Here is a 24,540-nt window from a genome sequence, read left to right as displayed (position 1 = left end):
TCTTTTACTCCTCGTACTCCAGGTAGGTGTACCCCAGCAGTTCCTCGTCGTAGTCCTCTTCGAGTTCGGTGATGTCGGCGTCGGTGAGTTCACCCACCGCGCGGGCCCGCTCGGCCTGCACGCGGATGCTTTCGCGCAGCATGGCTTCCTCGTAGCCCATCGACTCGATGATGCGCCGCGCCTTCTGCCCGCGCACGAAAAGGTCAATGGTGTGCTTGCCGCCGGGACGCACCGTGAGGTGCGCTTCGTTGACCTTGCCGAACAGGTTGTGCGCGCTGCCCAGCACGTCCTGATAGGCGCCCATCAGGAAAATGCCCAGATAGTAGGTGTCACCGCTCACCTCGTGCAGCGGCAAGGTGGCCTTCACGTCACGCAGATCGATGAATTTCTCGATCTTGCCGTCGCTGTCACAGGTGATGTCCACCAGGGTCGCCTGGCGGGTAGGACGCTCGTTGAGACGCGAAATCGGCGTGATCGGAAAGAGCGCCTGAATGGCCCAGTTGTCCGGCAGGCTCTGGAACAGGCTGAAGTTGCAGATGTACTTGTCGGCGAGCGTTTTGGGCAGGTCCTCGAGTTCGTCGGGCACGTAAGGCAGGTCCTGCACCAGCTTCGCGAGCTTCTTGAGGATGGCGTTGAAGAGCGCCTCTCCGCGCGCGCGGTCGCGCAGCGTCAGGTAGCCCAGGTCAAAGAGGTTGTGCAGGGTTTCCTTGTCACCCACCGCGTCGTTGTACATCTCGCGGTAATTGCGCGCGTTGATGCCCGCCAGGATCTCTTCGAGGTCCTTGACGATCTGGTGCTGGTCCTCACTGGGTTCGGGCACGATCTGCGAGCCGCGCGTGGGGCCGGTCACGTCGATCACCGGCATGATCAGCACCGCGTGGTGCGCGGTCAGCGCCCGGCCCGACTCGCTGACGATGACGGGCGAAGCGACCTGGTTGGACTTGCACACCTCCTGCACGGTGTACACGATGTCCGAAGCGTACTCCTGCAGGGTGTAGTTCATGCTGGCATAAAAGGTCGTCTTGGAGCCGTCGTAATCGACGCCCAGGCCACCGCCCACGTTGAGGTACTTGAGCTTCACTCCCTCATCCACGATGTCGCTGTACACCTGCGTCGCTTCACGCACGGCCACCTTGATGCGGCGGATGTCGGTGATCTGGCTGCCGATGTGGGTGTGCAGCATCACCAGGCTGTCGAGCATGTCCTCCTGCTTGAGGCGCTCCACGACCTGCAGCAGCTCGCTGGCGTTCAGGCCGAACTTGGCCTGGTCACCGCCCGACTCCTCCCACTGACCGCTGCCACGCGCGTGCAGCTTGAACCGCGCGCCCAGCGCGGGCTTGATGCCCAGCTCACGCGAGATGCGCAGCACCCGGTCGAGTTCCGAGAACTTCTCGAGGGTGATGACGACATTCTTGCCGAGCGAGCGGCCCCACAACGCCAGCTTGATGAAGCCGTCGTCCTTGAAGCCGTTGCAACACAGCAGCGCCTCAGGATTCATGTTCTGCGCGAGGCACAAGGCAAGCTCCGCCTTGCTCCCCGCCTCGAGACCGTGCGCGTAAACGTATCCGGCTTCGGCGATGGTCTCGACGACCATGCGGCGCTGATTGACCTTGATGGGAAACACACCCTGGTAGCTTCCCTCGTACTCGTATTCCCGGATGGCCGTACGGAAGGCCTCGTTGAGCTGCTTGACACGTGCCGAGATCACCTGCGGAAAACGCAGAATCATCGGCATCGACTCGCCACGCTCGACAAGTTCGTCGATGATGTCGTGCAGCGTTGCGCTGAGGCCGGGCGCGGGCGTGACCTCGACTTTCCCCTTGTCCGAAACCCGGAAATAGCCGCTGCTCCAGTTGGGAATTCCGTACAGCTCGGCAGCGTCGGCGGGGGTAAAACGGGTGGTGTTCAACTCAGGCGTCCTCCGGTGGTGATTGGGTGGTGCTGTTTTCGTGGGCCCTGTCATCTGACGAAACCGCCATCAAATACAATAGGAGCTGCCGGAACGGGGGCTCACGCTCCCCGGGAATTGGCCCCTCGCGCACCGACGTCACACAGCTGGGCCGAAGTCGAGACCAAGGCAAATCATAGCGCGCCAGCGTGCACAGACCGTCAGCCAGGAACAAAGCGCATAAAACGTCGGTCGGGCGAACATGTCAGGACAAAGGCAGACGAGGACGAGCGTTCACTCGTCCTCGTCTGCTGCGCCGTGCGGGCGCGCTGTGGCGGTCCGGACGGGATTTGAACCCGCGACCTTCTGCGTGACAGGCAGATATGCTAACCGCTACACTACCGGACCACTCCGCGTGATCGGCCCCCTCGGGCTTCTCAATCAGCGTGCTCAAGTGTAGCGGCGCCCCCAGGGCTTGTCAAGCCGATCAGGACAACCAAAAATGCGGTGCAGCCCGGCTGGGACGAAAAGGGCGGGCCAAGGACGGGTTTTGCCGCGCCGCGGCCTGATGTCATGCCTGGCTCGCCTAGCGCAGAGGGCATTTCCCGAAGACGGCAAATTCGCGCGCGTACGACTCCCCGAGCGGCTAGCATCGCGGCATGGGTTTCATGCGACCGCGCGAAGCGGACACCGAGGGCGGCCTGACAGGGGCTCAGGGTCTGCAGGTGGGCTCATCCACACTGCGGCAGAGCCTTACACCCGCCATGTTGTCTTTGCTGCAGCGTCGTCAGGCATATACGGCGAACCTGCAGGCCTTTTGCCCGCAGTTGCGCACCGTCGAGTTTGCTCGGCCTGCCCTGGAGGCGCTGCACCTACGGCAGCTGTACGCCCAGAAGCGCGGCGAAGAACTTCTCTCGCTTCGCCAGGCCGAGCTGGCACGGGAATTGGCGCGGTGCCCGGAGCCCCGGATGCATCGCGGGGCTGCCCAGCGCGACGCGGCAACGAACCGGGCGCACCCGCAGCTGAGTGGGTACGTGCAGCAGTTCAGCCAGCAGTTGCAATGCCAGCGCGCCTCTCACGGCCATCCCTATGACACGCAGGCCGAAATCGATCTGCTCCGCCGCGCCACCGTGGGCCTCGTCCAACGCTACCGTGCGCTGGGCGCTCAGGGTCGGCCCGACCATTTACACGAAGCCCTGCAGCAGATTTCGCACCCGAGCGACCAGAACGCCGTCACACAGGCGAGCCTCGGGATTCTGCGCTCCTACCGTCCCGGTGACGCGCTGCAGCTGCAGCGCCTCGTCGATGAGGGACGCGCCCTTGAGCGCAGGGCTGCCCAGGACCGGCTCGCTGATCAGGCGCAGTTCGCGCAGCACATGGCCGAAAGAAAAGCAGAACTCTGGCCCCAGGTTCAGCGGCAGGCATTCCAGGAAGCGGGTGAGGCGGACCTGATGAGGCAACTCCAGATCATGCGGGGGGTGGCCAGCCCCTGCCCGACGCGGTGCGCCGCCAGCTCGAACAGCGCCTGCACATCGCCCCGGAGTACCTGGCGCGCGTCCGCGTCCACACCGGAAGTGCCGCGCACGCCTTTGCCAAGAGCATTGGCGCACTGGCGGCCACGAACGGCGCTGACATCTTTTTTCAGCAGGGACAATACGATCCCAACAGCAGGAGTGGTCTGGAACTGCTGGGTCACGAAGTCACCCATGTAGTTCAGCAGCTCTCGGGCCGGGTGCGGGGATCAGGCCTCGATCCCGACGCCGGGCTGGAACGCGAAGCCCAAGAAGCGGGCACCCGGTTGGTAGAGAGGGCAGCACTGGGGCCAATGGACAGTCGGGCCGCGCAGCGTTCGTCAGGACATGCCAACCTTGCACCCTCAGCGCCGTTGCAACGCCAGCGGGACCCGAACGCGCCCAGCTCTGCCCATAAAAAGCTCCCCGCGTGGCACCGCGACTTCACGGGAACGCTGGCGGGCAAAAGCGTCACGGTGTCGCTGCGCCGCACTGGAGACAAGCTTCACGGACGCTACCGGTACGCCCGGCAGGAAGGCTGGCTCACCCTGGAGGGTACGGTCAATCTGGACGGCGGGCGCAAGTTTGTGCATTTCACCGAACGTGACGAGCACAAAAAGATCACCGGAGCGTTTCAGGGCGAATTCAAGGGTGAGCGGGGCGAATTTCTGGTGGGACAGTGGACTTCCGCGAAGTCGCAGCGCTCGTTCGACTTCAGTTTCACCCTGAAAACCGTCCACCAGAACCCTGCAGTGCCCAGGACCGAACCGCACAAGCCCCGCACGCCGGCGCCGAAATGGGCGCGCCTGTATGGGGGAACTCTCGCCGACAGCACTCTGCGCCTCGACCTCAAGCAGGACGGCGGCACCGTGAGCGGCACGTTCGAGTTGGGGACTGTGGGAGCGGGCAGCTGCGAGGGCAAACAGGAAGGCAGCGAACTGATCGTCACGGCAACCTACGTCAGCGGAAAATTCCGGGGCCAGACACGCACGGTGACCGGGCAGCTGGACACAAAAGGTAAAACTTTTTCCGGAAGCTGGACAGACGGCAAGAAGGCATGGAAGCTCACGCTACAGGAGGGCGGCGCACCTGAGCGTGAAAACAGGAAGCCAGCTCTTCCCGACGGCCTGCAGGCCAAGGTGATCGCTGCCCTCCCAGAGGCCATGACCAGAGCGCCCAAAACGATCCGCACGCAGGACGCCGAGCGTCACGTTCCCTTGATTCTCGATGCCTGCCGCAACGCGGGTGTGACCGACCCTGCCCAAATTGCCTACATCCTCGTGACCGCCGGCTGGGAAACGTTCATGGGCATGGACGGCTGGATGGTGGAACGGCCGCCCGCCAAGACTCTTGCTCGGACAAAATTAACTGAAGAGCAGTACTTCGAGGCGAAATATGGGCACACGACGAGAATAGGGGTCAACGAGTTGGGCAATTCTCGTCCCGGAGACGGTTACCGCTACCGAGGGCGAGGATTCGTGCAGCTCACGGGCCGGGCCAACTATGTCAAATGGACCACACGCCTGAAAAACGACGGGTTTAAAATTGATGGCAAATTTCCCGACCTGGTCCAGCAGCCCGAACTGGTTGCTACGAACAAGGTTCTGGCCGCAAAAATTCTGGTCGAGGGCATGCACGACGGCACGTTCACAGGAAAAAAGCTCGGCATGTATATTTCGAGCAGTGAAAATCGCCAGGACTTTAAGGGGGCACGGCAAACAGTCAATGGACAGGACGCAGCTGAGTCCTTGGCAAACAGCGCCAACCATCTGTTGGGCCAGCTGAACCCCGAGAAGAAACCGGATAAAACCCCCGATGTTCAGGACCTCCCGCATGACCAACAACGAGAACTGGTCACGCGTGGGATGGCCGCGTGGGGCACAGAAATTGGAGAGGTGAACGGCGTTAAGGCCTTCTTCAATGCCCGGGATACCGGCGAAAAGGGTCGACACTACTCAACCGATGGCAAAGCATACGACTACGGGCTTAAATGGCAGTGCGTGGAGTTCGTGCGCCGCTACTACTACGATCGATTTGGCCACGCATTTACCACCAAGGGCCATGCGCACAGCTACTTCAGCCCACATGTTGCCGATCTCAGTACCCCACATCTTGAGCTGAGTGCTGTATTGGAGCGGGAAAAGGTTGCATGACGAGGCTCAGGAGGATGGTTCGATCACTCGTTCCCCAGCGCAAAGCGGCAGCAAGGCGTTCCAAGCCGTACTTGACGAGACTCACCGCCCGGCGTCCGTGCTTTTTGCGCTTGATGGGCCGCTGCTCGTGGCACCATGTACCGATCCGCAAGCACCAAGCCATCGCCAGCGTCACTACGCCGACCAGCCGCTCCAACCGAGCGGGTTTGGTCATCGCACTCGCCTCAAGGTCGAACCCCCTCGATTTCTGCGCGCTGAAGGTGCTTTCTACCGACCACCTCAAGTGGTACACGCCTCTGGTCTCGTCGATTTTCAGGTCGGTGGCCAGGGCGAGCAGTTCACCCTCGGGCGTGCGCGTCACCACCAGTTGCATGACCTGACCGTAGATATTGGCTTTCTCCAGCAGGCCGACCACCTGTCCCGGCTCGACGTACGCCCATCCCTCATCGAGCCGCAAATCATCCACGCGGCTGTCGCCTCGAATGCGCAAACAGCGTTTCACACCCCGACGCCTGAGAAAGGCAAACCACTCCCGCCCCACGAACTCTCGATCAGCGACCAGAACGCGCCATTGCTTCGCAGGCAGCACCTTCAGCAGTCGAGCGACCAGACGCTCGCGTGTCCTGGTGTCGCTGCTGCCCCCATGGGGCAGGGCCGTCCACACCAGCGGTAATGTGAAGCCTTCAAGCACCACGCCGAGCACAAGGACGTTCAAGTCGGCTTCGCCGTACTCCCAGTTCGTACGGTCCATCGTCATGACGAGCTTGTCATCAGGGAGGAGCGGCAAGAGCAGCTTCAAAAAAACGTCCTGATCGAGCTGAGGGTCGTGTAGGCAGCGCTCGACGCGGCGCAGCTTGACTGAACTGCTGGCGTGTCCGGGCAGATGAAGTGCGAGCCGAGCGTGCTTGGTCGAACGCGCTTGGATCAGAGCGGTGACGACGTCGGCGAGGCGTTGCAGGGTGTCTCGGCGCAGAAAGGGCAAATGGTGTTTGAACACCTCGCCGAGCTTGGTAGGATCAGTCAGAGCGGCTTCTTGGAGCGACACACTCCCTTGATGCCGCTCTTTTTGCGTTTATGCCGCGATCAAATCGCCCTTCTGGACGTTACCCACTCCGAGTTGTGGGGTACTGAGGTTGCCGATGGTGAGTTAAATAGTGAACGGCGTTTGGTGCAATACAAGAATGGGGGATCCCGCCGCCCTGAAATCCATGACTTGATTGTGTTTGCTCCCCACAGTATTAATCAGCAATCGGGCCACGTTGCGATTGTGATAGGGGCGACGGACAAGGGCATCATCATTGCGCAGCAAAATGTGGACGCCGCGTTCACTCAAACGTTCAATTTTTCGAGAAGCATTGGATCGACGTATCAAATCAATTCGGATTACGCGACTATTCTCGGTTGGCTGAGGAGAAAATAATGTTCCGCCGACTGCTCATGCTTTTACTGGTTGCCACCCCATTTTCATCCGCTTCCAACATCCCCCGATACATATTTGGTACCAACGCCTCTATGCTCAAGACGCCACTATGTATTAAGCACAGATGCAAGGTCGAGGAAAAATCGAGCTACATAAGTATCGTCGATGGCCAATCTAGAAGCTATCAGACTTTTGAAGTCCGCTATAGATATCCACCACACATTGCCAGCTCTAATCCTTCGGGAAACCAAGCACGAATCACGATATTACGCGACAAGCGGAATGATATAGAGCAAGTCTATGTCGAATTTAATGAATATTATGATCAAACTCAGATTATCAGCTATGTCGACAGTCAATTTTCGACAGAGTTGCTAAACTTATTTATCGGAAAAAATTATCAGATGCACCCTCACAGAGGAGATGACATGAATGACAAATGCTATCGTTTCCTCGATCGAGATAACCAATTCAAAATTTTGACGACCGGCACATTTGTTAGCAGTTCCAAAAAAAGTCAGTCGTACGTCGTCTACTGTGCTATATACCCTGGCTCCGAATACCCAGGGATGTTTCCAAGGCACGACAAGTTTTACCGGGTAGCGCCCGTTCTGGTTATTTCCAGATCTGTTGACTTCAAGCCTGCCAAACAGTTCACTCCTTGAAGATCCAGCGGTCCATCTGTCCTTTTCTGATACGGTCTTTGCGCGTAACCTGAGGCGTGCCGCGCCTCGCCTTCCTGCTGCTGCTGATCCTGACGCTTTCTGCCTGCGGTAAGCGGGCGAACTCGATTCCTCAGACAGTGATGCTGACCGTAGCGGGCAGCTTCGACCGACAGGCAGACTCGCGCGAGCGCCTGCGGGGAACGCTGCAGCGCCGGACCATCTGGACGACCACGCCACCCATCGCCGCACGAGAAGTGCGGGTTACGTACGACACCGAGCAGCGAACCATCCTGTGGCGTCTCGATCTGCTGCAAAGCGGCCTTTCCCTGGCAGACCTGGCGGGCAAGGGACGCGTGCGGTCGCTGGGCACTGCCGGGGGTGGCGAGGTCTTCGCACTGGAAGACGGGCCCCTGGCGGGCAGCCTGGCCCTGCGGGAACCGGGGCGGCTGTCGCTGATCTCCAGGCCCTACGCCATGCTCTACGAACCGGACCTGCAGCACTGGGTGTCGCCCTGAGCCGACGCCGGGCGGTGCGCATGGTCCATTGTGCCGCCCGCCTTGCCGCTAGACTCGTGCGGTGAGTTCCCGGCACCCCGACTTTCCTTCTGAAGAGCAACATCTGGCGGGCACGCTGGACAGTATGGTCAGGCGCATCCTGGAGCTGGAAGACGGTCTCGCGGACGTGGGCGCCGACGAGGACACCGCCTTTGTGCAGCGGCTCGACAATGAGGCCGAGGCGCAGCAGCTCTCGGTTCACGTGGACGCGCCGTACTTCGGCGCAATGGTGGTGCGCGCGGGCGGCAAGACCAGCAAGCTGTACCTGGGCCGCTACCCGTACTACGACAAAGCGGGCCGCTACACCGTCAGCGACTGGCGCAGCCCGGTCGGGCAGCTGTTCTACACTCAGGATACCCGCTGGAAAAAGGGCGAGGTGCACCTCAAACGGCAGCTCGACATCAAAAAGCGCGAGCTGGTGCGTGTCACCGACCTTTACGCGCGCGAAGGGGTAAACGAGGTCTCGGCGCGAGAGGATGTGCTGCTGCAACGCCTGGGCGAGGGGGCCACGGGTGGCATGCGCGATATCGTCAGTACCATTCAGCCCGAGCAGGACGCCCTGATCCGTCATCCCGGGCACCGGCCGCTGGTCATTCAGGGCCCGGCGGGCAGCGGCAAGACCTCGCTGCTGTTTCACCGCATCGCCTTTCTGGCGTTCGATGGCCGTCAGGAAGGCGCCCTCGATCCGCGCAACACGCTGGTATTGGTCCCGAACCGCGTGCTGGCCGGATACGCCCGGCGGGTGCTGCCAGATCTGCGCATCGAGGGCGTGCAGGTCGTCACCCCGGAAGACTGGATGGCCGAACAGCTGCGCCTGAACGTCGAGGTGACCGACAAGACCCTCACGCTGCTGCTGGGCACCGCCGAGCGTGAGTTGAAACGGCGCGCCTGGCTGCGCGCCAAGGCCCTGGGCGACGCGCGCATGCTGGACGTGCTGCGCGCCGGCATCGTGCGGCGCTACCGCGAGAGCCTCGGGAGCGAACGCTTCGAATCGAGCGTCACCGTGAACTTCGAGGAGTACACCGTCGGCCTCGACGGGCCTGCACTGAGCGAAATCCTGGATGACATTGCGCCGCGGTCGCTGCTGAGCGGTCTGCGTGAAGCGTTCGTGCGGCGCCTGGTGGAGCGCGGCTGGCAGGACCTCGAAGCGCTCGGGGTCAGCGACGGCGCCTACCGCGCGGCGAAAAGCCAGCTGGAGTACGACGCCGCCAAGTTGATGGGGCGGGCCTTTCGGGCGGCCTCCCCCATCACCGAGGTGCGCCGCCTGCTGCGTGAGCCGGGCGAACTCGCTGCTGCGGCGCGTGGCATTCTCAGTGAGGCGCGCGTCAAGGCCCTGCTCACCCCGGACCCGGCCGCTTACCTGCCCAGCGCGCGAACCGGCAGTGTGGACACCCTGGAGCTGCCCCTGATGCTCGCCGTGAAGGCCATCACCGAGGGCTTCGGGCGCAAAAGTGCCTCGGGCGCGCGGCCCTACGATCACATCCTGGTCGACGAGGGACAGGATCTGAGCCCGCTGCTCTACCGGCTGCTGTCCGACGCGGCGCAGGCGGGCAGCATCACGGTCGCGGGCGACATCAATCAGGGAATTCACGGCTACCGGGCCATCTCGTTCTGGACCGAGGCGCTCGAACAGCTGCGCACCTCCCCCGATGACCAGGTGCATCACCTGCAGCGCACGTACCGCTCGACCCGGCAGATCGTGGGGCTGGCGTCGCAGGTCGCGCGCTCTTTCGCGCGCGACGAAGCGCTGGAAGCGGTCGCGGTGCCCCGTGACGGTCAGCAGGTGAGCGTGCTGATCCGGGGCAGTGGGGCCGACCGCGCCGCGGCTGCCGTGCAGGACGCGCTGAAGTCGGGCTTTGCCAACGTGGGGGTGATTCTGCGTCACGGTCGGCATGCCGAGGCGCTCGCGCGGGCGCTGGGCGAGCGCGACGTGCACGCGCAGGTCATCGATACGCAACACAAGGTCTACGGGGGCGGCGTGGTCGTGATGCCCGCCAACCTGACCAAGGGCCTGGAATTCGACGCGGCGATTGTGGTGGGCGCCGACGAAAGCAGTTACCCGGGTGATGTCGAGTACGAAACCCGCCTGCTGTACGTCGCCGTGACGCGTGGCATGCACGCCCTGTGGCTGATTCCGGACGGGGAGCTGCACCCGCTGCTGCGTCCACAGGTGGTGGGCGCGTGAAGCGCCCGCACCACCCGCTTTTCTTTGGGAGGCGCTGATGCTGCGCCTGCACAAAACCCTCGACGAGGTCATCGCCTTTCTGGTCCCCGAAGGTACCGCGCTGCCGCGCGTCATGCTCGCTTCCACGCGGGACGCCCTGAACGGCGCCGATGTGCGGGAACTGACGCCCGACGAGTGGCCGCTGGTGACCGTGCGTGGTCTGCACGGGCGCGCGCTCGATCAGGTGACGGTGGTCTTTGATCCGGTGGAGTCGCCGCTGCCTTTGCCTGAGCGCGGCGAGATGATGGTGGTGATGTTGCGCTGGCGGGCACCCCGCATTGCTGCGGATACGCGCGCGGGCGGCGAGCATCACATCATGCGGCGTGAACGCAAGGCGGCCTCGAAGTTCGAGCAGCGCCTGCGTGAACTCCGGAAAAAGCCTTGAATTCTCAACTGAGCATGACGCCGTCCACGTAAAACCAGCGTCCGTCCTCCTTTGCGAAGTTGCTTTTCTCGTGCACGGTGCTTCTTTCTCCCCGGTTGACGTAACGGGCAACAAATTCCACACGGCCGCGCGCGTCGCTTTCCCTGCCCGCCTCGGCATTTTTGACGGTCAGGCCCTGCCAGCGCGTCTCGTCGTGCTGCAGGTCGAGCCGTTCGGGGCGGGTGCCGGGGTGCCAGGTTGCAAGCAGGTAGCCTTCGAGCTTGAGGGTGTAGGCCGTATAACGCGAGCGCATGAGCGCCTCGGCCGTGGGTGCTGGCAAGCGTCCTTGCAGGTACGGTTGGCAGCACGCCTGATAGGAACGTGACGAGCCGCAACGGCAGGGTTTGAAGGCGGGGTAGTCGTCAGGGGTGGGCATCATCTTGTGATAGCCGTTCAGACGCCGGGCACGCAACCAGCTCCTGTCAGGTCACGTGTCCGGGAGTGCGAGCGTGCTTATTGCAGCATCAAGGCCGCACGAACCGTGCCGGCGCGCTGGGCCACTGCCGTCAACTGCACCGCACACCCGTCGTTCGCCTGCACCACCCATTCCAGTTTGACTTCCTGTCCAGTCGCGCCGCCCGCGCCAATCCAATTTGCACCGCTGCCCGAGCGGCCCTCCAGGTGCCCGGCGTCCTGCGTGCGCTCGCCGGACACAAGCTGCGCCTCCGCCGGAACATTCAACGTCACACGGATCGGCTCCACAACCTGCCGTTCGCGCGCCTTGGCGGAAGTGTAGGTGGGCAGATAACCCAGGTTTTCCAGCACCGCCACGACCCGGTAGACACCCGAGGCGATCGGCAGCGCCTCGAAACGCCGGATGTTCAGGCGTGGGGACGCCTCGGCATGCTCCAGCGTGAAGAGCATGTTCTTGTGAGCGATGTCCGGCAGGAACTTCTCGGGCGCGTTTTGCCAGAAGCGCTTGTAATCCCAGCCGCCAATCTCGACTTCACCGAGTTCAGGATGCGAAAAGGGCGTCCAGGAATGAAAGCCTCCCAGTTCGTGCTGGTCATTGAAGGCCAGCAGTTTCAGATCGTCTTCTTCGGGGTGCTCGCGGAACCAGCCGATAAAATCGCGCTCCTTGACGCCCGCTTCACCGATCACGTCCCACAGTTCATTGGCAAAAGCGATGACGCCCAGGTGATCGTACAGCCAGTCGAAGAATCCGCCTGACAGCACGCTTTTGGGATCATAGCGAAAGCCGTGAAAGACTGAAGTGTTGGGGTAGCCCGTGAGGTCGGTGCCGCGTTGCCCCAGCCGTTTATACACGGTGAGGTCGTGCGTCGGGAAGGCATCGTCGCCCTGCGCGGCGTAGGGACGCAGAATCACTCCGGAGAAGGTGTGATAGGACTGCACGCCGTTGATGTTCTTGTGCCGCGCGAAAAAATCGGCGACCGCGCGGGTTTCGGGTTCTGACACCGGAAAGGGGCCCGCGCCCTTCTGGGTCCCTTCGGGCGCCCAGCCGTGCGGAAAGTTGCGGTTGAGGTCCAGCCCGAACCGGGGCGGTGCGTCGCGCATCGTGTAACCGTTGAAGTCCCGCACGCGGCCCTCCACGAAACGGTGGTAATACACGCCACCCTGCTCGTGAAATTCACGAGGACGCATCAGGCGTGAATCGTGTTCGCTGACCTTCCAGGCCCCCTTGGGGTCGCGGACACGCATCTCCAGGATCAGACCGTTTCCGTCGATGTCTTCGGGTGAAAGGCCGCCGCGCTCGTCGGCAAAGGGGTAGAGCCGCACACTGGAGCGGGGAATGTCGGGGGTGGTGAGGTAGTGTTCGGTTCCGTCGGGCGTCAGGCGCGGCGCGATGTACAGCGCGTGAGCGTCGAGCAGCCGCGTGACCTGATCGTCCGCGCCGTAGCGGGTGACAAGGTACTGAATGGTGTAAAGACAGGTGGCACCGCCCGTCACTTCACCTGCGTGAATGTTGGCGTCAATCCAGTAACCCGGCTTCTCCTCGGCCGGGCCAGTGTTTTCCTGCGTGAGGGCCATTACCCAGATGTCGCGCCCCTGATAACTCTTGCCGATGGACCGCAGCCGCGTGAGGTGCGGGTACTCTGCAGCGACCATCTGCAGGTAGCGGGTCAGTTCGTCGTACAAGTGAAAATGGCCGGGTTCGAGGTGTGCCATGCGTTCTCCTGCGAGTTGGAAGTGCACGCAGTATACTCACAGCTTCTCTTTGCCGAGCGACGCACCTTGTGCCCGGCGGTGTTGCCCGGTGCAGGTTGATTCTTCTGGAAATCTTCTGGCATCGTGTCATCAGACATCATGGTTTCAGCAAAGAGCAAAAGACGAACGTCTGATGAAGCCGGGCAGGAGGTCAACTGATCCTAGAATAAGCGCACCAGGCAGAAGTCGGCGTTTCAGTACTGATTACCCCGCAGGACCGCGCCGCCTTCCAAGGTCCTGGTATCAGTACCTGCCGCTGTGATTGATTTGACGCTCTCCTCGCCCGTGGACGCCTCACCCACCCGCTCAGCGAGACACGTATTCTGAGTGCCGGAATTGGAACGCCATTATGAGCCCTGAACCATGCTGAACATCCTCCTTGTAGAAGACAACTGGGCCGACGCGTACATCACTCAGGAATCGTTTGCGGCACTCGGCGAACAATGCCGTCTGCACTGTGTCGACAGTGGTGAAGCCGCCCTGGCGTTTCTGGAACGCAACGACCGGCCTGACGTGGTCCTGCTCGATCTGAATCTGCCGGGAATGAACGGCTTCGACGTGCTCGAACACTTACGTTCCCACCCGACCTTCCAGGATACGGTCGCCATTGCCCTGCTCGGTTCGTCGAACGAAATGGCCTGGTGGCGTGACCAGGGCATGCGCCCCGACGCGTTCCTGACCAAGCCGGTCGATCCTGTCGAGGCGCTGGCCGTCTGGCGGCAGGCGCAGGGTCAGGCAAACGATGACTGACTTGTTCACCTCACCGATTTGTGCAGCGGAGGTACGGCATGTCCCAAACCACCCTTGAAATTCTGCTGGTCGAGGACAGCGAGGCCGATATTCTGCTCGCCGAGATGGCGTTCATGGAACTCGATGTGCCCCACCGGCTGCACATTGCCCGCGACGGGATCGACGCCCTCGGTTATCTGGGTCAGCAGGGTGTCCGGCCGGACTGTCCCCGGCCCGATCTGATCCTGCTCGACCTGAACATGCCCCGCATGGGTGGTCTGGAGTTTCTGCGCGAAATCAAGGTGCACCCGGAATGGCGCAGCATTCCGGTGATCGTGCTGACCACCTCCAGCGCTGAAGGTGACGTGTGGGAGAGCTACCACCGTTATGCCAACGCCTACATGAACAAGCCGACCTCCCTGGAACAGTTCGTGGAGAACATGCGCCACCTCAGCGTGTTCTGGCGCGCGGTGGCCACCCTCCCCCCAGAACGGCCGCCCGGTGCCTGATCGGAGAGATCTGCATCGACACGAGCGCCGCAAGGCAGCCATACGGCACAAGCCCGCAGGCAAGCTGGGAACGGCCGACCTCCGGGCATTTCTGACCCTGCGGGTGCGTTGAGCAGTTTTTGAATTTTCAAGATGTGACCACGTTTCGGTCATATTTCGGTCTGGGAGTGGCGATAAAGTACAGCGATTGCCCTGGGTGTCCGTCAGTGCAGGCTGGCCTTGCATGACGCTCGAAGGACTTCACTTTTATGCTCGAATCCGGCGCCGCACCTGCCCCACCCGTCCATATCCTGCTGGTAGAGGATGACCTTAACGATGCGGAGTTGGCCTGCGAAGTCTTCCGGCAGATCAACGTGCCGCACGAGGTGCACCGCGTTGACCATGCAGAAGGGGCCCTGACGTATCTGAGCGACCTGGGCCCTGCCGGGCCCAATCCCCGGCCCGGTCTCGTTATTCTCGATCTGCGCCTGCCTCAACAAAGCGGCTTCGACGTCCTCCGGCGGCTGAAGGATGACCGACAGCTCAACACCATTCCGGTGCTGGTACTGACGGGCTCACCCGCCGAGAAAGACATCTGGAGCAGTTATCACCTGCATGCCAACGCCTACATCGTCAAGCCGGGGAACGCGGAGGGCTTTATGACCGTGCTGCGGCAGTTGGCGGAATTTTACCTGCGCGTCGTCCTGCTGCCGCCACCCGCTCCTCCACCGAACCGCAACCAACGCTGAACGCCAGGCGGGTCAGTCCTCGAAGATCGGTCCCTTTTCGCTTTCCAGGGGTTCACCCGTGGGGGACCGGGCCGGGCGTATGGTGGGCTGAGCGGGCACGGAAACCGGGCCGGGGGCAGGAGCCGGGGTCGGCTGGTGGTTCTCCTCATGGGCTGGGCTGCTTTGTTCGTCGGGTCGGGAGGTCATGCCCTGGTGTAACTGCCTGGCGGGTAAGAAAGATCACGAGGACCGCTGGAAGACTTCATGCTTGCCGGCGGCCCGCCGTGTTCGGGCGCTCAGATCGCCTGCAGGGTTCGTGGCGTGCCCGATGACTCGAGTACCCCACTCCAGCGCAGCAGGGTCGCCGCCCAGTTCAGACCCGCTCCGAAGGACACCAGCAGCACGTGATCACCGCGGTGCAGGCGCCCGGCATCCAGCGCGTTCGTGAGGGCGAGTCCCACGCTGGCCGCCGAGGTATTGGCGTGCTGGTCCACCGTAACCACAACTTTTTCGCGCGCCAGACCCAGCTGTTCGCGGGCTGCTTCGATGATGCGCGCGTTGGCCTGGTGCGGCACCAGCAGGGCAATGTCGTCCCAGGACACGCCAGCCTGACGGACCGTTTCGCGGGCGCTGGCGACAATCGTCCGCACGGCGAACTTGTACACTTCCTTGCCGTCCATGGTGATCTTGTCGCGCATCAGGGTGCCGTCGGGCAGACACGAAGCGAGCGCGCTGGCGTGCAGAAACTTTCCCCCCAGACCGTCGGTGCCGCGGGTGGAGGCCAGAAAGCCAAAGCCTTCCCCGACGCGCTCCACGACCGCTGCGCTGGCGCCGTCTCCGAACAGGATCGCCGAGGTACGGTCCTGCCAGTCCACGATGCGACTGAACACCTCCGCGCCGATCACCAACACCTTCTGACAGATACCGGCGCGAATGTAACCCTGCGCCACGCTGAGGCCATAGACCCAGCCGGAACACGCGGCTGACAGGTCGAAGGCACCTGCCGACAAACCGAAATGCCGACTGACGGCCAGGGCCGTGCCGCCCCCCTGCTCGTCGGGAGTGCCCGTCGCCACGATGACCATTCCGACGCCTTCCAGCGTCCGTTCCCCACAGCGGCGCAGCAAATCCGCGACTGCTTGAATGGCGAGTGCCGAGCTGCTCTGACCCTCGGCGGCCAGGTGGCGCTGGTGAATTCCCGTGCGCTGCACGATCCAGTCGTGGTTGGTGTCGAGGTGTTGTTCAAGCTCCGTGTTGTGCAGGGCCCGTGCAGGCAAATATGCTCCGAGCGCCGTGATTCCAATGGACAAGAGAACTCCTTTTGCAGTGACTGACCACTGCCCACTGCGGCGAACTGAGTCGCCAAGCGTCTCAGGATAATGCCCTCAGGGCCTGATTGGTTGAGCGTCGTCCGGCAATCGGATTCAGAAACGGTCAGTCTCCCTTGAGGCGACCTTGGTCTGTCAAAGATGCAGAAGTCAGGGCGCCGGAATGAGCGGCAGGGCAGTGACGACCGCGGCGATCGTGAGCAATGAGCCCAGGGTGGTGAGCGCCACCGTATTGGCCACGCTTTCCACGTCGGCGCCAAACTCACCTGCCAGCATGAAAGCGTTCACGGCTGTCGGCATCGAGGAAGCCAGCACCAGCGCCTGCAATTGCGCACTGTGCAGACCCAGCAGCAAGGCCACGCCAAAAGCCACCACCGGACCGGCCAGCAGGCGCAGCCCTGTGGCCGTCACGACCGGACGGGTGATTTTGGGCCAGCCGCTGGCGCCGAACTGCAGACCCAGCGCCAGCAGCATGATGGGGAGCGTTGCCTGCGCGAGCAGGTGAACGCCGCGGTCGAGCCCGAGCGGTAACTCCAGGTGCAAAATTCGCATCAGCAGGGCGAACAGCGCGCACCACAGAATTGGCAGCCGCGTAACCGCACGCAGTCCCTGGCGCAAGCCGGCACTGCTGCCGTAAAGTGCCGGACCGAGCGTGAAGGTCATCATGACGGAGGTGATGAAGATGATCAACCCGAATTGCAGTCCGGTCTCACCAAAAGCGAACAGCGCGATCGGCAAGCCGAAGTTGCCATTATTGCCCGTCACGACCGCAGCCACGACCGAACGGCGGGTTCGCGCTTCGAAGCGCGCAGCACACAGGGCTGCCAGTACACCCATCACCGCGACCCCGGCAAGGTAACCGACGATCAGTTGGGAAGCGTCGGTCAGGTTGACGGTGGTGTGCAGCAGGGTGTCGAGAACCAGGGCGGGGGTCATGGCGTACAGCACCAGCTTCGAAAGCGCCTGGCGGTCGATCTGCATCTGCCGCGCGACGATCAGGCCCACGGCGGCCACGACCACGGCCGGCATCACCACGTTGAGGAGGGCGGACAACACCCAGGGAGAATACGCTTCCGGGCCTGCCTCAACGGGGAGGTGGCATAGATTTACCCCGGCAGGCTCAGCGGCCTTCAATCATGGCAAGCTGATGGTAATAGGTCCAGTAGCGAATGAGCTGCTGACGGTCCTCGTCGGAGATCTCCAGGTGACGCTGCTGCTCCTCGGTGCGCGCGCTCTGCTCGATCTCGTCGGTCGAGTCAAAAGACTCGGGTGAGCGGTCCGGGAAACACTTGACCCAGGCACCTTCCCAGCCGTCGAGCAGATGATCGAGTCCTTCAACACTGTACCCGTCTCCGGCCTCCAGGGCCCGGCGGGTCTGCTCACGCACTTCGTTTCTGGTCGCCATGTTCACCTCACTCTTCGTGCGCCATGGTAATCCACCCGGGGTGTCCGGCGCGTTCACGCTTTGCTGGTCGTTGATGGCCCTTTACGAACTTGCATTCGGCGTTGACTGTTTCGCTCCGTCTTCAACTCAACTTGGTATAAGGCCGAAGGTACGGTTCACTGAGGGGCATGGCATGCAGTGCACGCGCCAGATCGAGGAAACGGCCGTCGTGTGCCGGGCTGGTCCAGGATGGCGACTGAACCAGCAGCAGGGATTCGACTTGCGGCGGCGGCGGCCAGTCCACGCCGCGCACGAACTCGATCCGAGCGACGATTTCGTCACTCAGAACTGCCTCGATCTCCCGCCGGGTGCGGGCCAGATCGTAGCCTTCGGCCACCCGGACTTCCTGATGCCAGCAAGGATACACACAGCGGTAACGCGAAACCAATTGTTGTCGCAGCGCCAGCCCTGCCCAGTTCCCCGGTCGCAGGCGCGCTTTTTCACCGCTCAGGCTGAAGAGGTCATGGTGGCTGTCGAAATTGTGCACCTCCCGACCTGGAAAGCGTTCCAGCCAGCTCCAGGCATGCGCGTGGCTCCAGGCGACAAAAGTCGGCACGCCCAGGTAAGCGAGCAGCGCCTCACCATCGTCGTACAGTAGAAAATCTTTGTCCAGGGCTTCCCAGCCCGCAGCCTGTGCATCACGATTTCGGGCGCGCTCACGCCAGCGCGCTTCACGATCGTGCTCACGGTCGGGTGTTCCCCACAGTGGCGCGTCAAAAACGTGCTCGCGCGATCCGGAGCAGTAATCCCAATCAAGCGAGAGCAGCATGACGCCTTCTGTGCGAACAACCGGCGCTGGCTGCCAGGGTTCCTGCAGTGTGATCCGGCCATCGGCACACACCATCCACCTTAGCGTGGCGGGCCAACCCGGGTGTGCACGCATCGCGGGTCAGCCTGTCAGGCGCGTTCGCTTTGCTCATGTGGCTGGAGCGAGCGTCCGCCCGACTTCACCCGGTCCTTCGTGGACGACCCGGTTGCGACCACTCCTTTTTGCCTGGTACAGCAGGGCGTCGGCCCGTCGGAGGGCCTGACGACGGTCGGCGCCCAGGGGCACCAGTCCGCCCGACATGGTGATTCGTTCGGAAGGCAGCCCGGCCAGCGACGCGACGCTGCCTTCCACGCCCTCGCGCAGGCGGGAGGCCACGACCGGTGCGGCAGCCTCCTCGCAGGGACAGAGCAGCACCGCGAACTCTTCGCCGCCCAGTCGGTACACCCGGTCAGCAGGCCGGGCATGCTCGCGCAGTGCGCGTGCCACGGCGACCAGCACCTGATCGCCGGTATCGTGCCCGTAGGTATCATTGATGCGCTTGAAATGGTCGATGTCCAGCAGCAGCAGAAAAGCCGACGGGGGTAACTGCTCGGTGTCCGCGTTGAACTGCCGGCGGTTGAAGGCTCCCGTCAGGGTGTCGGTGTGCGCATGGCGATCCAGCACGGCGGCGTAGTGCACCAGGTTGATGCGGGTCTGCGTGACCACGTGCGCGGCGATCATGGCCCCCGCGCCCAGCAGGCTGCCACCGACGTACACCCCGAACGACGCGGCCAGTCCCACACCGGTGGCATGCAGCGCCAGAAACACTGGAATGTTACCGACAAAAAAGATCGTGAGCGGTCCCCGCCAGACCCGGTACAGATTGGTTTCGTGACGCCGCGCCGCGTTGGTCGTCACGCCGGCCACCAAAGCCACCAGCAGCACAGCAGCACATTGAGAACTGCGACCAGGACACCTTCTCCTCCCAGGTAGAGCCGGTAGGCAATCACGCACGCGGCAGCGAGGAGCCCCCAGAAGGTTCCTCCACGGCGGCTGATGAGCGCGATGGGCACGGCCCGAAAGTCAAACAGCACGCCGTGACCGATGGGCACCGTGTGGCCCAGCAGCAGCGAAGTGCCCACACACAGGTACCAGCGCCACACCCGCAGCGACGGTGATTCGATGTCCTCGACCCGGTTGTACGTCAGGCTGACCACGCACATCGACGCGATCAGCAGCGCAAAGTTGATCAGCAGGCCATCGAACACGGTCGTGTGGTGCCACCTTTCCCACCCCAGCTTGCCGCAGCGACAATGACGGTGTTCTTACACCCCATGAAGCGCGTGTCTCGCCCAGGAACCGGTGGAGCCCGGCGCCCGATGGGTGTGTCAGTGCTTGACGAGGGCGCCCAGCTGCGGCACGTTGGGTTGCCACGGCAACAGCGCCGTGACCTCGCCGAACAAATCGTACTCGTCGGCATCCTCGATGCGGGCAGACACAATGTCGCCGATTTTTACCTGACCGGCCAGTTCGCCGGCATACAGATAGACCTGCCCGTCGATGCCAGGGGCGTCGCCTTTGGTGCGGCCGATCAGGCGCGTGCCGCTGAGGTCGCCTTCGTCGTCGTTGTACTCGTCGATGATGACTTCGAGGGTCCGACCAACTTTTTCCTGCAGTTTCTCCGCGCTGATGCGCTGCGCGACTTCCATAAAACGGGCAAGGCGGGCTTCCTTGACGGCTTCGGGCACCCGGCCCTCGAAGTGGGTCGCGTCGGCCTCCTCGACTTCGCTGTAGGGAAAGGCGCCCACCCGGTCCAGGCGGGCTTCTTCGAGGAAGTCGAGCAGCAGCTGGAAGTCTGCTTCGGTTTCGCCGGGAAAACCGACGATAAAAGTCGAGCGGATGGTCAGGTCCGGGCAGATTTCCCGCCAGCGCCGGATGGTGTCAAGCTGCCTGCCCGCGCCGGGGCGGCGCATACGTCGCAGCACCTCCGGGCTGGCGTGCTGCAGCGGCACGTCCAGGTAAGGCAGAATCTTGCCCTGCGCCATCAGCTTGACGATTTCATCGACGTGCGGGTAGGGATACACGTAGTGCATGCGCACCCAGGCGCCCATCTCGCCCAGCTTGACGGCCAGGTCGAGCAGGTGGGCACGAACCTGCTTACCCTGGAATTCGCTTTCGCGGTAACGGACGTCGATGCCGTAAGCGCTGGTGTCCTGCGAAATCACCATCAGTTCGCGCGTACCGCTGGCAATCAGGCGAAAAGCTTCGTAGAGCACTTCGCCCGCATCACGCGAAGCCTGCAGACCGCGCAGCTTGGGAATGATGCAAAAGGCGCACTTGTGGTTGCAACCCTCAGCGATCTTGAGGTAACTGTAGTGACGTGGTGTGAGCTTGACTTCGCCGCCCGACATGCCCGGAATCAGGCTGGTGAAGGGATTCTGGTCGGGGGGAAGCAACTCGTGAATGGCGCTCATGACGCCTTCGACGTCCTGCGAGCCCGTGATGGCAGCCACCTTGGGATGCCGCTCGCGGATCGTTTCGGGCCGCTCTCCCAGACACCCTGTGACGATCACACGCCCGGTCGCGTCAAGCGCCTCCCCGATGGCACTGAGGCTTTCCTCGACAGCCGGCGTGATGAAGCCGCACGTGTTGACGATGACAGTGTCAGCCTCCTCGTAGGTCGGCGCGATGTGGTAGCCCTCGGCCCGCAGCTGCGTCAGGATGCGTTCGCTGTCCACCAGCGCCTTGGGGCAGCCCAGGCTGATGAAACCGACTTTTTTCGCGTTCACTTGGGGCTCGCCACTGACAGTCATACAAGCGAGCATTCTACATCCTCAAGAAACCCTGAAGGGGGCTTGAGGCACGCTTCAGGAAACGTGGGCCCGGCACCATGGCATGACGCGAGGAAACACGTTCCATCCGGGCGCTGTTCCGGGGAACGGAAGTCTGGGACAGCTCGCCTGAACCAGGCAAAGCCTTTACCAACCCCGACTCTGACGCAGCGCGGTGACGTGGGCCAGGTGATGCCGCCCGTGCCAGGCATAAGAAGCCAGTGCTCCGGCGAGCGTGGTGGCTTCACCCTGGTGCGGATGGACAAAGTGGCGCGACCAGGCGTCCTCTTCCAGCTGACTGAGCAACCCGACCCAGCGCTCGTGAAGCGCTTCGAGCAGCCGTAGGGAGCCCTCGGTCGGCAGGCGGCTGTCAGGTAGCTCTGCCCAGCGCACTTCATCGTAAGGTTTGATGACAGGATCGGTTTCGGTCAGCGCGAGCTTCATGCGAATGTAGGCGTTCATGTGGCTGTCGGGAAGATGGTGTGCGAGTTGTCGTACCGTCCAGCCGCCGGTCCGGTACGGCGTGTCGAGCTGTTCGTCGCTCAGGCCCGAGACGGCTGCCCGAAACGCGGCGGGCAACTCCCGCAGCTGCCCGATCAGGTCACTTCGCTGCACGGGGCTGTACGACAGGCTGGGCTGGAAACGGCCGAGAGGATAACGTTCGTCGGTCATACCCTGTTATACGGAATTGCGTTCATTGTGGAGTCGTGGGAAAGGCGCGGGCCGACAAGCCACAAAAAGAGGATGGGTGGTCGCCCACGAGCGACCACCCATCCTGCCGTCCAAATCAGCGGATATAGAAAAAAGTTTCATAGACGTCGCGCTGCTCAGGACCGTAGCCCTGCACATACGAGTCGGTGTAGGTATTCCAGCCGCCACGGTCGTATTGCCCGCTGAAGACAATCTGGGTGGTGGGCCGCACGGTGGTGAAAATGGCGCGGACACGCTGCAGACCACGCGGTGGGGTCAGGTCGAAAGTGACGCGGTCCGAAGGGCGCGGCAGCACCGTCGTTCCCGCAGGAACGTAGATGTTCTGCTGCAACACGTTGCCCCGACCGTTCGGATCGAGTGAGACCAGGGTCAGGTAACCGGCGGTACGGGAAGAAAAACGAAACGAAACGCTCTCTCCCACGAAATAGCTGCTGCCCTCGCCGCGCGACGGCTGGAAGTTTTGAATGAGGTTGGCTTGCGCAGCCGAAACCACGGTCACGCCCGGACGGACCGAGACCGTGCAGGCGCTCAGGCCGAGAGAAAGGGCTGTGAGTAACAGGGCCTTGTTCATGCGCGCAGCATAGCGGTCAGGTCTGACCATCGGCTGATGGTTTTCTGAAGGCACGGGTGGCTGTGAGCGCAATTTTTCCGCTGAAGCAAGGCCTTGGGTGTCCCTTGAATTGCGAGCGCGGCCGGACACAGTTGTGCCCGCGCACCGTAGCATGAAGCATATGCGCCGCCTATTTTCACTGCTTTCACTGGTGCTTCTGCTGTGGGGAAGTGCCGTCGCGCAGGACTACACCGTGGGGCAGCTCCTGCGGGACCTCGACGCCAAGCGGGTTCGGGAAGTGAGTTTCGACGGCAACGGCAACGCCACCGTGACGCTGGTTGGTGACCGCCGTGAAGTCACGGTCGTGCCGCCCACCGCCGACTTCCTGACGCGCATCCGGGAAAGCGGGGCGGAAGTGAACGTACGGAGCGCACGCTCACCTTTCGCCTGGGTGTTTCAGCTTCTGCCGATCGTGCTGCTTGGGCTGTTTTTGTTCGTGATGTGGCGCAGCATGCGCGGCGCGGCTTCGGGTGGGGCGAGCAATACTTTTGGGCGCTCCCGAGCGCACGTCTTCGCGGAAGGCTCGGTCAAGGTTACGTTTACCGACGTGGCGGGATGTGATGAAGCGAAAGCGGACCTGCAGGAAGTGGTGGAGTTCCTCAAGTCGCCCGAACGCTTCCACCAGCTGGGGGCCCGCATTCCCCACGGCATCCTGCTCGTGGGTCCTCCCGGCAGCGGCAAGACCTTGCTGGCCAAAGCCGTCGCCGGAGAAGCCCGGGTGCCCTACTTCTCGATCAGCGGCAGTGACTTCGTCGAGATGTTCGTCGGTGTCGGCGCCGCCCGCGTGCGCGATCTGTTCGAGCAAGCCAAGAAAGCCGCGCCCTGCATCGTGTTCATCGACGAGATCGATGCGGTGGGACGCAAACGTGGCATGAACTTCAACGGCGGCAACGACGAACGCGAACAGACCCTCAACCAGCTGCTGGTGGAAATGGACGGCTTCGAAAGCAAGCACGACATCATCATCCTGGCCGCCACCAACCGACCGGACGTGCTGGACGCGGCGTTGCTGAGGCCCGGCCGCTTCGACCGGCAGGTGGTGGTGGACGCCCCGGACGTGCGCGGCCGCGAGTACATCCTCAAGATTCATGCCCGCAAAAAACCCCTCGATCCCAGCGTCGATCTGGGCGTCGTCGCGCAGCGCACGCCTGGCATGGTGGGGGCGGACCTGGAAAACCTGCTCAACGAAGCCGCTTTGCTGGCGGCACGGGACGGACGGACACGCATCACCATGACCGACCTCGACGACGCCGCGGACCGGGTGCTGATGGGCCCGGCGCGCAAGAGCCGCCTGGTGCCCGAGCACGACCGCAAGGTAACCGCCTACCACGAGGTGGGGCATGCGCTGGTGGCGCAGCTGCTGCCGCACGCCGACCGGGTTCACAAGCTCACCGTCGTGCCGCGTGGGCGCGCGGCCGGTTACATGCTGCCCCTGCCCACCGACCGGATTCATTACACCCGTGAGGTGCTGGAGGACACCATCGCCGTGGCGCTGGCCGGACAGGCCGCCGAAGAAGTCACCTTTGGCGAAATCACCACCGGGGCCCAGAGTGATTTTCAGAAAGCCACCAACATCGCCCGCAAAATGGTCACCGAATGGGGCATGAGCCAGCGTCTGGGCAAAGTCGCCAATCTGAGCGAAAACGACACGTTTTTGGGCGGCTTCACCGAACGTGCGCCGTACAGCCAGCTCACCGCGCAGGCCATCGACGACGAGGTCAAACGAATCATCGACGAGCAGTATGCTCGCGTCAAGGCGCTGCTGATCGAGCACCTCGCGAAGATCCACACAGCGGTCGACGCTTTGCTTGTTCGGGAAACGCTCAGCGGACAGGAATTTTCAACCCTTCTGGCGGGAGGGACGCTTGACGCCCTGCCTGCCCCCAAGTCCCGACCGACCAGCAGCGCCTGATCGCGT

24 protein-coding genes and 1 tRNA gene are annotated in these 24,540 nt (G+C 62.8%); 9 read left to right on the top strand and 16 right to left on the bottom strand.

The window, feature by feature from the left end:
• Positions 1–4 precede the first annotated feature (4 nt).
• The 4 genes from speA to DEIPE_RS15120 all read right to left on the bottom strand — a co-directional run bounded on the left by speA (position 5) and on the right by DEIPE_RS15120 (position 3,348).
• Complete coding sequence (gene speA / locus DEIPE_RS15135) at positions 5–1,909, bottom strand: biosynthetic arginine decarboxylase (protein WP_015236841.1); 1,905 nt, start codon at positions 1,907–1,909, stop codon at positions 5–7.
• Between the two features lie 311 nt (positions 1,910–2,220).
• Positions 2,221–2,296 (bottom strand) — tRNA-Asp (locus DEIPE_RS15130).
• A gap of 464 nt (positions 2,297–2,760) precedes the next feature.
• Complete coding sequence (locus tag DEIPE_RS15125) at positions 2,761–3,033, bottom strand: hypothetical protein (RefSeq protein ID WP_157448892.1); 273 nt, start codon at positions 3,031–3,033, stop codon at positions 2,761–2,763.
• Between the two features lie 39 nt (positions 3,034–3,072).
• The gene (locus DEIPE_RS15120) at positions 3,073–3,348 is read right to left on the bottom strand and encodes a hypothetical protein (RefSeq protein ID WP_015236839.1); all 276 of its coding nucleotides are present in this window, start codon (positions 3,346–3,348) and stop codon (positions 3,073–3,075) included.
• A gap of 41 nt (positions 3,349–3,389) precedes the next feature.
• Here DEIPE_RS15120 and DEIPE_RS24715 point away from each other — a divergent pair, with 41 nt between their 5' ends.
• Complete coding sequence (locus DEIPE_RS24715) at positions 3,390–5,552, top strand: eCIS core domain-containing protein (protein ID WP_015236838.1); 2,163 nt, start codon at positions 3,390–3,392, stop codon at positions 5,550–5,552.
• On the opposite strand, the gene DEIPE_RS15105 is transcribed toward DEIPE_RS24715, so the two are convergent.
• Entirely contained in the window at positions 5,497–6,597 is a 1,101-nt protein-coding gene (locus DEIPE_RS15105) for an IS4 family transposase (RefSeq protein ID WP_015231360.1), read from the bottom strand. The two genes, DEIPE_RS24715 and DEIPE_RS15105, sit on opposite strands and share 56 nt — an antisense overlap.
• 9 nt (positions 6,598–6,606) lie before the next feature.
• Here DEIPE_RS15105 and DEIPE_RS15100 point away from each other — a divergent pair, with 9 nt between their 5' ends.
• The 4 genes from DEIPE_RS15100 to DEIPE_RS15085 all read left to right on the top strand — a co-directional run bounded on the left by DEIPE_RS15100 (position 6,607) and on the right by DEIPE_RS15085 (position 10,800).
• The gene (locus DEIPE_RS15100; RefSeq protein WP_052326720.1) at positions 6,607–6,972 is read left to right on the top strand and encodes a CHAP domain-containing protein; all 366 of its coding nucleotides are present in this window, start codon (positions 6,607–6,609) and stop codon (positions 6,970–6,972) included.
• A gap of 721 nt (positions 6,973–7,693) precedes the next feature.
• The gene (locus DEIPE_RS15095) at positions 7,694–8,152 is read left to right on the top strand and encodes a hypothetical protein (protein WP_015236836.1); all 459 of its coding nucleotides are present in this window, start codon (positions 7,694–7,696) and stop codon (positions 8,150–8,152) included.
• 61 nt (positions 8,153–8,213) lie between these two features.
• The gene (locus DEIPE_RS15090; RefSeq protein ID WP_041230931.1) at positions 8,214–10,376 is read left to right on the top strand and encodes a HelD family protein; all 2,163 of its coding nucleotides are present in this window, start codon (positions 8,214–8,216) and stop codon (positions 10,374–10,376) included.
• Between the two features lie 37 nt (positions 10,377–10,413).
• Complete coding sequence (locus DEIPE_RS15085) at positions 10,414–10,800, top strand: hypothetical protein (protein ID WP_015236834.1); 387 nt, start codon at positions 10,414–10,416, stop codon at positions 10,798–10,800.
• A 4-nt stretch (positions 10,801–10,804) separates the two neighbouring features.
• Here DEIPE_RS15085 and DEIPE_RS15080 read toward each other — a convergent pair whose 3' ends face one another.
• Together DEIPE_RS15080 and DEIPE_RS15075 are read right to left on the bottom strand one after the other, a co-directional pair.
• The gene (locus DEIPE_RS15080; RefSeq protein ID WP_015236833.1) at positions 10,805–11,251 is read right to left on the bottom strand and encodes a YchJ family protein; all 447 of its coding nucleotides are present in this window, start codon (positions 11,249–11,251) and stop codon (positions 10,805–10,807) included.
• Between the two features lie 41 nt (positions 11,252–11,292).
• Positions 11,293–12,966, bottom strand: a complete 1,674-nt coding sequence (locus tag DEIPE_RS15075; RefSeq protein WP_015236832.1) for a M14 family metallopeptidase — start codon at positions 12,964–12,966, stop codon at positions 11,293–11,295.
• Between the two features lie 402 nt (positions 12,967–13,368).
• Here DEIPE_RS15075 and DEIPE_RS15070 point away from each other — a divergent pair, with 402 nt between their 5' ends.
• The 3 genes from DEIPE_RS15070 (at position 13,369) to DEIPE_RS15060 (ending at position 14,971) form a co-directional block, all read left to right on the top strand.
• Positions 13,369–13,755 carry a response regulator gene (locus DEIPE_RS15070; protein WP_015236831.1) on the top strand — a complete coding sequence of 129 codons (387 nt, stop codon included), beginning with the start codon at positions 13,369–13,371 and terminating at the stop codon, positions 13,753–13,755.
• Positions 13,756–13,793: 38 nt separating this feature from the next.
• Entirely contained in the window at positions 13,794–14,243 is a 450-nt protein-coding gene (locus DEIPE_RS15065) for a response regulator (protein ID WP_015236830.1), read from the top strand.
• 248 nt (positions 14,244–14,491) lie between these two features.
• Positions 14,492–14,971, top strand: coding sequence for a response regulator (locus DEIPE_RS15060; protein ID WP_015236829.1), 480 nt, complete (start codon positions 14,492–14,494; stop codon positions 14,969–14,971).
• A gap of 275 nt (positions 14,972–15,246) precedes the next feature.
• On the opposite strand, the gene DEIPE_RS15055 is transcribed toward DEIPE_RS15060, so the two are convergent.
• The 9 genes from DEIPE_RS15055 to DEIPE_RS15015 form a co-directional block, all read right to left on the bottom strand.
• Positions 15,247–16,260, bottom strand: coding sequence for a beta-ketoacyl-ACP synthase III (locus DEIPE_RS15055; RefSeq protein WP_015236828.1), 1,014 nt, complete (start codon positions 16,258–16,260; stop codon positions 15,247–15,249).
• Between the two features lie 168 nt (positions 16,261–16,428).
• The gene (locus tag DEIPE_RS15050; protein WP_015236827.1) at positions 16,429–17,334 is read right to left on the bottom strand and encodes an AEC family transporter; all 906 of its coding nucleotides are present in this window, start codon (positions 17,332–17,334) and stop codon (positions 16,429–16,431) included.
• A 64-nt stretch (positions 17,335–17,398) separates the two neighbouring features.
• Positions 17,399–17,683, bottom strand: a complete 285-nt coding sequence (locus tag DEIPE_RS15045) for a hypothetical protein (RefSeq protein WP_015236826.1) — start codon at positions 17,681–17,683, stop codon at positions 17,399–17,401.
• Positions 17,684–17,804: 121 nt separating this feature from the next.
• The gene (locus DEIPE_RS15040; protein WP_015236825.1) at positions 17,805–18,491 is read right to left on the bottom strand and encodes a hypothetical protein; all 687 of its coding nucleotides are present in this window, start codon (positions 18,489–18,491) and stop codon (positions 17,805–17,807) included.
• A gap of 147 nt (positions 18,492–18,638) precedes the next feature.
• Positions 18,639–19,388, bottom strand: a complete 750-nt coding sequence (locus DEIPE_RS15035; protein WP_157448891.1) for a GGDEF domain-containing protein — start codon at positions 19,386–19,388, stop codon at positions 18,639–18,641.
• On the bottom strand, positions 19,385–19,738 hold the full coding sequence (locus DEIPE_RS15030; RefSeq protein WP_041230930.1) for a LytS/YhcK type 5TM receptor domain-containing protein: 354 nt from the start codon (positions 19,736–19,738) through the stop codon (positions 19,385–19,387). The genes DEIPE_RS15035 and DEIPE_RS15030 overlap by 4 nt, the downstream gene beginning before the upstream one ends.
• 120 nt (positions 19,739–19,858) lie before the next feature.
• Positions 19,859–21,283 carry a 30S ribosomal protein S12 methylthiotransferase RimO gene (rimO, locus tag DEIPE_RS15025; RefSeq protein WP_041230929.1) on the bottom strand — a complete coding sequence of 475 codons (1,425 nt, stop codon included), beginning with the start codon at positions 21,281–21,283 and terminating at the stop codon, positions 19,859–19,861.
• A gap of 165 nt (positions 21,284–21,448) precedes the next feature.
• Entirely contained in the window at positions 21,449–21,973 is a 525-nt protein-coding gene (locus tag DEIPE_RS15020; RefSeq protein WP_015236823.1) for a YfiT family bacillithiol transferase, read from the bottom strand.
• A 115-nt stretch (positions 21,974–22,088) separates the two neighbouring features.
• Positions 22,089–22,583 carry a DUF4384 domain-containing protein gene (locus DEIPE_RS15015; RefSeq protein WP_015236822.1) on the bottom strand — a complete coding sequence of 165 codons (495 nt, stop codon included), beginning with the start codon at positions 22,581–22,583 and terminating at the stop codon, positions 22,089–22,091.
• A gap of 151 nt (positions 22,584–22,734) precedes the next feature.
• On the opposite strand from DEIPE_RS15015, the gene ftsH reads away from it, so the two are divergent.
• Positions 22,735–24,534 (top strand): ATP-dependent zinc metalloprotease FtsH, encoded by a 1,800-nt coding sequence (gene ftsH, locus DEIPE_RS15010; protein ID WP_015236821.1) that lies wholly within the window; start codon positions 22,735–22,737, stop codon positions 24,532–24,534.
• Positions 24,535–24,540 lie beyond the last annotated feature (6 nt).

It is taken from the genome of Deinococcus peraridilitoris DSM 19664, from assembly GCF_000317835.1.
In the GTDB taxonomy this organism is placed as follows: domain Bacteria; phylum Deinococcota; class Deinococci; order Deinococcales; family Deinococcaceae; genus Deinococcus_A; species Deinococcus_A peraridilitoris.
Note: the sequence above shows the minus strand (reverse complement) of the source record. Positions and strands in the feature narration are given on the sequence as shown.

Excerpts from the sequence above, each read along its gene's own strand:
- DEIPE_RS15100 (WP_052326720.1), top strand. The coding sequence starts at position 6,607 with ATGCCGCTCTTTTTGCGTTTATGCCGCGATCAAATCGCCCTTCTGGAC.
- DEIPE_RS15085 (WP_015236834.1), top strand. The coding sequence starts at position 10,414 with ATGCTGCGCCTGCACAAAACCCTCGACGAGGTCATCGCCTTTCTGGTC.
- DEIPE_RS15075 (WP_015236832.1), bottom strand. The coding sequence starts at position 12,966 with ATGGCACACCTCGAACCCGGCCATTTTCACTTGTACGACGAACTGACC.
- DEIPE_RS15070 (WP_015236831.1), top strand. The coding sequence starts at position 13,369 with ATGCTGAACATCCTCCTTGTAGAAGACAACTGGGCCGACGCGTACATC.
- DEIPE_RS15065 (WP_015236830.1), top strand. The coding sequence starts at position 13,794 with ATGTCCCAAACCACCCTTGAAATTCTGCTGGTCGAGGACAGCGAGGCC.
- DEIPE_RS15060 (WP_015236829.1), top strand. The coding sequence starts at position 14,492 with ATGCTCGAATCCGGCGCCGCACCTGCCCCACCCGTCCATATCCTGCTG.
- DEIPE_RS15045 (WP_015236826.1), bottom strand. The coding sequence starts at position 17,683 with ATGGCGACCAGAAACGAAGTGCGTGAGCAGACCCGCCGGGCCCTGGAG.
- DEIPE_RS15040 (WP_015236825.1), bottom strand. The coding sequence starts at position 18,491 with ATGCTGCTCTCGCTTGATTGGGATTACTGCTCCGGATCGCGCGAGCAC.
- rimO (WP_041230929.1), bottom strand. The coding sequence starts at position 21,283 with ATGACTGTCAGTGGCGAGCCCCAAGTGAACGCGAAAAAAGTCGGTTTC.
- DEIPE_RS15020 (WP_015236823.1), bottom strand. The coding sequence starts at position 21,973 with ATGACCGACGAACGTTATCCTCTCGGCCGTTTCCAGCCCAGCCTGTCG.
- DEIPE_RS15015 (WP_015236822.1), bottom strand. The coding sequence starts at position 22,583 with ATGAACAAGGCCCTGTTACTCACAGCCCTTTCTCTCGGCCTGAGCGCC.
- ftsH (WP_015236821.1), top strand. The coding sequence starts at position 22,735 with ATGAAGCATATGCGCCGCCTATTTTCACTGCTTTCACTGGTGCTTCTG.